The following is a 3,903-nucleotide window of genomic DNA, read 5'->3' as shown; positions in this document are numbered from 1 at the left end:
CGGTAGTGCGGGCTGATCTTCTTCAGCGGGGCGTCGAGGTCGCCGATCAACGCAAGGAACGGCTCACGCACATGTTTCTCGTAGTCGTCCTTGTGCTCGTGGAACCATTCGCGGTTGTTGTGGCGCATCAGCGATTTGAAGAAGCGGAACGTCGCGGGCGTGAAGTAGGTCTTGGCCATGGGTCGGGTCAGTTCGGTGCGAGTTCGAGGCCCCACGCTTCCAGCTCGTCGAGCAGGGGCAGCGGCGAGCCGGGCAGGGCGCGCAAGGCGGTGAGTTCGGCGTTGTAGTCGTCGAGGGTGAGCGTGGTCAGGGCACTGCGCCGGGTGAGGCGATCCACGCGGAAGGCTTCCCAGCGGGCCTGCTCGTCGGCACTCAGCGTGTCCGGCCAGTTGCGCGCGCGGTAACGGAACAGCAGTTCCGGGTAACGCGGATCGCGGAAATTGAACGGGCGCGTGCCGAGCTGCTCGGGTGGCGTGGCGCGAACGTCGCCCAGCAGGCGGCGATCGGCGTCAGGCAGGAAGGCACCGTAGAGGGCGAGTTCGGGATCCTCGGCGGGTGGCAGTGACGCCGCCTGGCCGTAGATCCGGCGCAACTTCTCGGCCAGGCCTTCGGCGTTGCGCAACATGTCGAGGTGGCGCTCCACGGCGGCCATGTCGAGCCCGAGACGGCCGTGATCGGCGCCCTTCAGCACGGACAGCGGCGCAAGCGCCGGCGCCTGGTTCGCGCGCACGGTACGCAGGGCCACCCGCTCCACGCCCTCGGGCAGGTCGGCGCGCGAGGTGAAGACGCGGTCGGCCACGTCGCCGTCGTCGAGCGTGAGGAGGTCGGAGGGATCGGCACTGAGGTCGTAGACGATCACTTCGCCGGCGCGTGACGGATGCGCGGCCAGCGGTGCGATGACCGTGAGGCAGTGGCGGCTCGCCGGGTAGCGCGAGGATACGTGAACGACCGGCGTCATCGCCGCCACGTCGAGCAGCTCGAAGACGCGTTGCTTGCGGCGCAGGGCGAAGTACCAGTCCCACAGTTTCGGCTGATGCTGGCGGATAAGGCGGGCGAGGGCTATCAGCGCTTCCACGTCGGAGAGGGCGTCGTGTGCGCGGTCCTGCTTCAGGCCGTTGGCGGTGGCCAGGTGTTCCAGCTTGAAGCTGGGGCTACCGTCTTCACGCGTCGGCCAGACGATGCCTTCGGGGCGCAGGGCCTCGCACAGGCGCACCAGGTCGATCAGGTCCCAGCGTGAATTGCCGTTTTCCCACTCCCGCCCGTACGGGTCGTAGAAGTTCCGGTACAGGAGGTGGCGGGTGAATTCATCGTCGAAGCGCAGCGAGTTGTAGCCCACGGTGCAGGTGCCCGGCACGGCCAGCTGTTCGTGGATCGCCGCGGCGAACTCGGCCTCGCGCATGCCCTCGCGCTCGGTCAGCTGCGGCGCGATGCCGGTGATCAGGCACGCCGCCGGCTGCGGGGGCATGTCCCGGGGCGGCTTGCAGTAGATCATCAGGGGCTCGCCGACGACGTTCAGGTCCGCATCGGTGCGGATGCCGGCGAACTGGCTGGGGCGGTCCCGGCGGGGATCGGCGCCGAAGGTTTCGTAGTCGTGCCAGAAGAAGGTCGGTTCGGCCATCGGGGAATGATCGCATACGCTAGACTGCGCGGTACTTCCAAGGAGAACCCATGACGCCCGCACACGAGGACAACCTCATCTGGATCGACCTGGAGATGACGGGTCTGGACACGGACAACGACTCCATCCTGGAGATCGCCACGATCGTGACGGACAAGGATCTGAACGTGCTGGCCGAAGGCCCGGTCTTCGCCATCTCGCACAGCGATGCCCGCCTGCAGAAGATGGACGCCTGGAACCGTAACCAGCACCAGCGCTCGGGCCTGTGGGGCCGCGCGGTGGAAACGGATGCCACGCCCGAACAGGCCGAGGAGGCCACCATCACCTTCCTCAAGAAATGGGTCCTGCCCGGCAAGTCGCCCATGTGCGGCAATTCCATCTGCCAGGACCGCCGCTTCCTGCACCGCGAGATGCAGAAGCTGGAGCGTTTCTTCCACTACCGGAACCTCGACGTGTCCACGCTGAAGGAGCTTTCGCGTCGCTGGTCGCCGGAGATCGCACGGGGCTTCAACAAGGACTCCGCGCACACGGCACTCTCGGACATCCGCGATTCGATCGACGAGCTCCGTTATTACCGTCGATTCATGGGCCCGATGGCGGGCACCCAGCAGGGCTGACGCATGAACGACCCCTTCGCCACCGTACTGGACTGCAACGGCCGTGCCCTGGTCCTGGACCGGCCGCGTGTGGTCGGCATCGTCAACGTCACGCCGGATTCCTTCTCCGACGGCGGCCGGTACGACAGCCTGGACGCCGCTTACGCGCATGCGCTGAAGCTGGTGGAAGAGGGCGCAGACATGCTCGACATCGGCGGCGAGTCGACCCGCCCCGGTGCGGACGACGTCTCCGTCGAAGACGAGATTCGTCGCGTGCTGCCGCTGATCGAGCGCCTCGCCGCGGCGACGACCGTGCCGCTGTCCATCGATACCTCCAAGCCCGAGGTGATGCGCGCTGCGGTCGGCGCGGGCGCCGGCATGATCAACGATGTCTACGCGCTGCGCCGCGAAGGCGCGCTGGACACCGCTGCCGAGCTGCGCGTGCCGGTCTGCCTAGTGCACATGCAGGGTGAGCCGCGCGCCATGCAGGACGCGCCGGACTATGACGACGTGGTCGGCGAGGTCCACCGCTTTCTCACCGATCGGCTGTTCTCCTGCGAGCTGGCCGGCATCGACCGCAAGCGCGTCCTGGTCGACCCCGGCTTCGGATTCGGCAAGAACCTCGAGCACAACCTGGCCCTGCTGAGAGCGACGGCCCGGTTCGCCGAGCTCGGCGCGGGCGCCTATGTGGGTGTCTCCCGCAAGTCCATGATCGGCGCCATGACCGGCCGCACCGATCCGGCCGCTCGCGTCCACGGCTCCGTGGCCGCCGCCCTGATCGCTGTCCAGCGCGGCGCCGTGCTGGTCCGCGTCCACGACGTGGGCTCCACAGTCGACGCCCTCGCCGTCTGGGCCGCCGTAAAAGCCGGCGACACCGCGCCCCGCATCGACAAGCCTTCCATGCCCCGCTGGCCCGACGACGAGTAAACCAGCACGGCGCTGCAGCCTTTTCCCCTCTGTGGGAGCCGCTTCAGCGGCGAAAACCAGGTTGCCGTGGCCCCATCGCCGGCATAGCCGGCTCCCACACAAAGCCCGGTTCCCAAACAAAGCCCGGCTCCCAGACAAAGCTCCAGCATCCTCGGCCAGTCCCACAAAAGTGCTACAGGCCTTTGGAATATCTGGTTAAAGCTCCTGTCGGAGTATGCTTCTCCGTCCCCGGCAGGATGATCAGCATGAGCGAGCGCAAATACTTCGGCACCGACGGCATCCGCGGCCACGTCGGCACCTATCCCATCAGCGCGGACTTCATTCTCCGCCTCGGCCGGGCCCTTGGAGCCGTCCTCGCGCGCCGCCGCGCCGCCGACGGCAGGGGCCCGAACGCCGGTCCCGACCGCCGCGACCATGGCCGCAAGGTCACCGTGGTGATCGGCAAGGACACACGCGTTTCCGGCTACATGTTCGAGTCGGCGCTCGAAGCCGGCCTGGTCGCCTCCGGTGCGGATGTGCGCCTGCTCGGCCCGATGCCCACCCCGGCTGTGGCCTTCCTCACCCGTTCCCTGCGTGCCGACGCGGGCATCGTGATCAGCGCCTCACACAACCCGCACCAGGACAACGGCATCAAGTTCTTCTCCGGYCAGGGCGAAAAGCTCGACGACGCGCTGGAAGCCGAGATCGAGGCCGAGATCGAGGCCGAATTCGTCACCGTCGCCTCCGAGGCGCTGGGCAAGGCCAGCCGCATCGAGGATGCGG

General features: G+C 67.6%; 4 protein-coding genes and 1 pseudogene. 3 read left to right on the top strand and 2 right to left on the bottom strand.

Features of this window, described 5'->3' with window-relative positions; translation table 11 throughout:
- Both AC1DT2_RS17425 and sbcB read right to left on the bottom strand, forming a co-directional pair.
- Nucleotides 1-179 (bottom strand): DUF2461 family protein (locus AC1DT2_RS17425; RefSeq protein WP_477297713.1); only part of this gene is annotated, 179 nt, incomplete at its 3' end.
- Between the two features lie 8 nt (nt 180-187).
- Nucleotides 188-1,618, bottom strand: coding sequence for an exodeoxyribonuclease I (gene sbcB, locus AC1DT2_RS17420; protein WP_213946925.1), 1,431 nt, complete (start codon nt 1,616-1,618; stop codon nt 188-190).
- Between the two features lie 50 nt (nt 1,619-1,668).
- Between sbcB and orn the strand changes: the two genes are divergently transcribed.
- The 3 genes and pseudogenes from orn to glmM form a co-directional block, all read left to right on the top strand.
- Nucleotides 1,669-2,235 (top strand): oligoribonuclease, encoded by a 567-nt coding sequence (gene orn, locus AC1DT2_RS17415; protein WP_477297712.1) that lies wholly within the window; start codon nt 1,669-1,671, stop codon nt 2,233-2,235.
- A 3-nt stretch (nt 2,236-2,238) separates the two neighbouring features.
- Nucleotides 2,239-3,141 (top strand): dihydropteroate synthase, encoded by a 903-nt coding sequence (gene folP, locus AC1DT2_RS17410; RefSeq protein ID WP_477297710.1) that lies wholly within the window; start codon nt 2,239-2,241, stop codon nt 3,139-3,141.
- A 245-nt stretch (nt 3,142-3,386) separates the two neighbouring features.
- Nucleotides 3,387-3,903, top strand: a pseudogene (gene glmM / locus AC1DT2_RS17405) (phosphoglucosamine mutase); the annotation flags it as partial.

The sequence above is a fragment of the Luteibacter sp. P4_E6 genome, assembly GCF_056401535.1.
The sequence above is the reverse complement of the archived record's forward strand: the minus strand, read 5'-3'. Positions and strand labels throughout refer to the sequence as shown.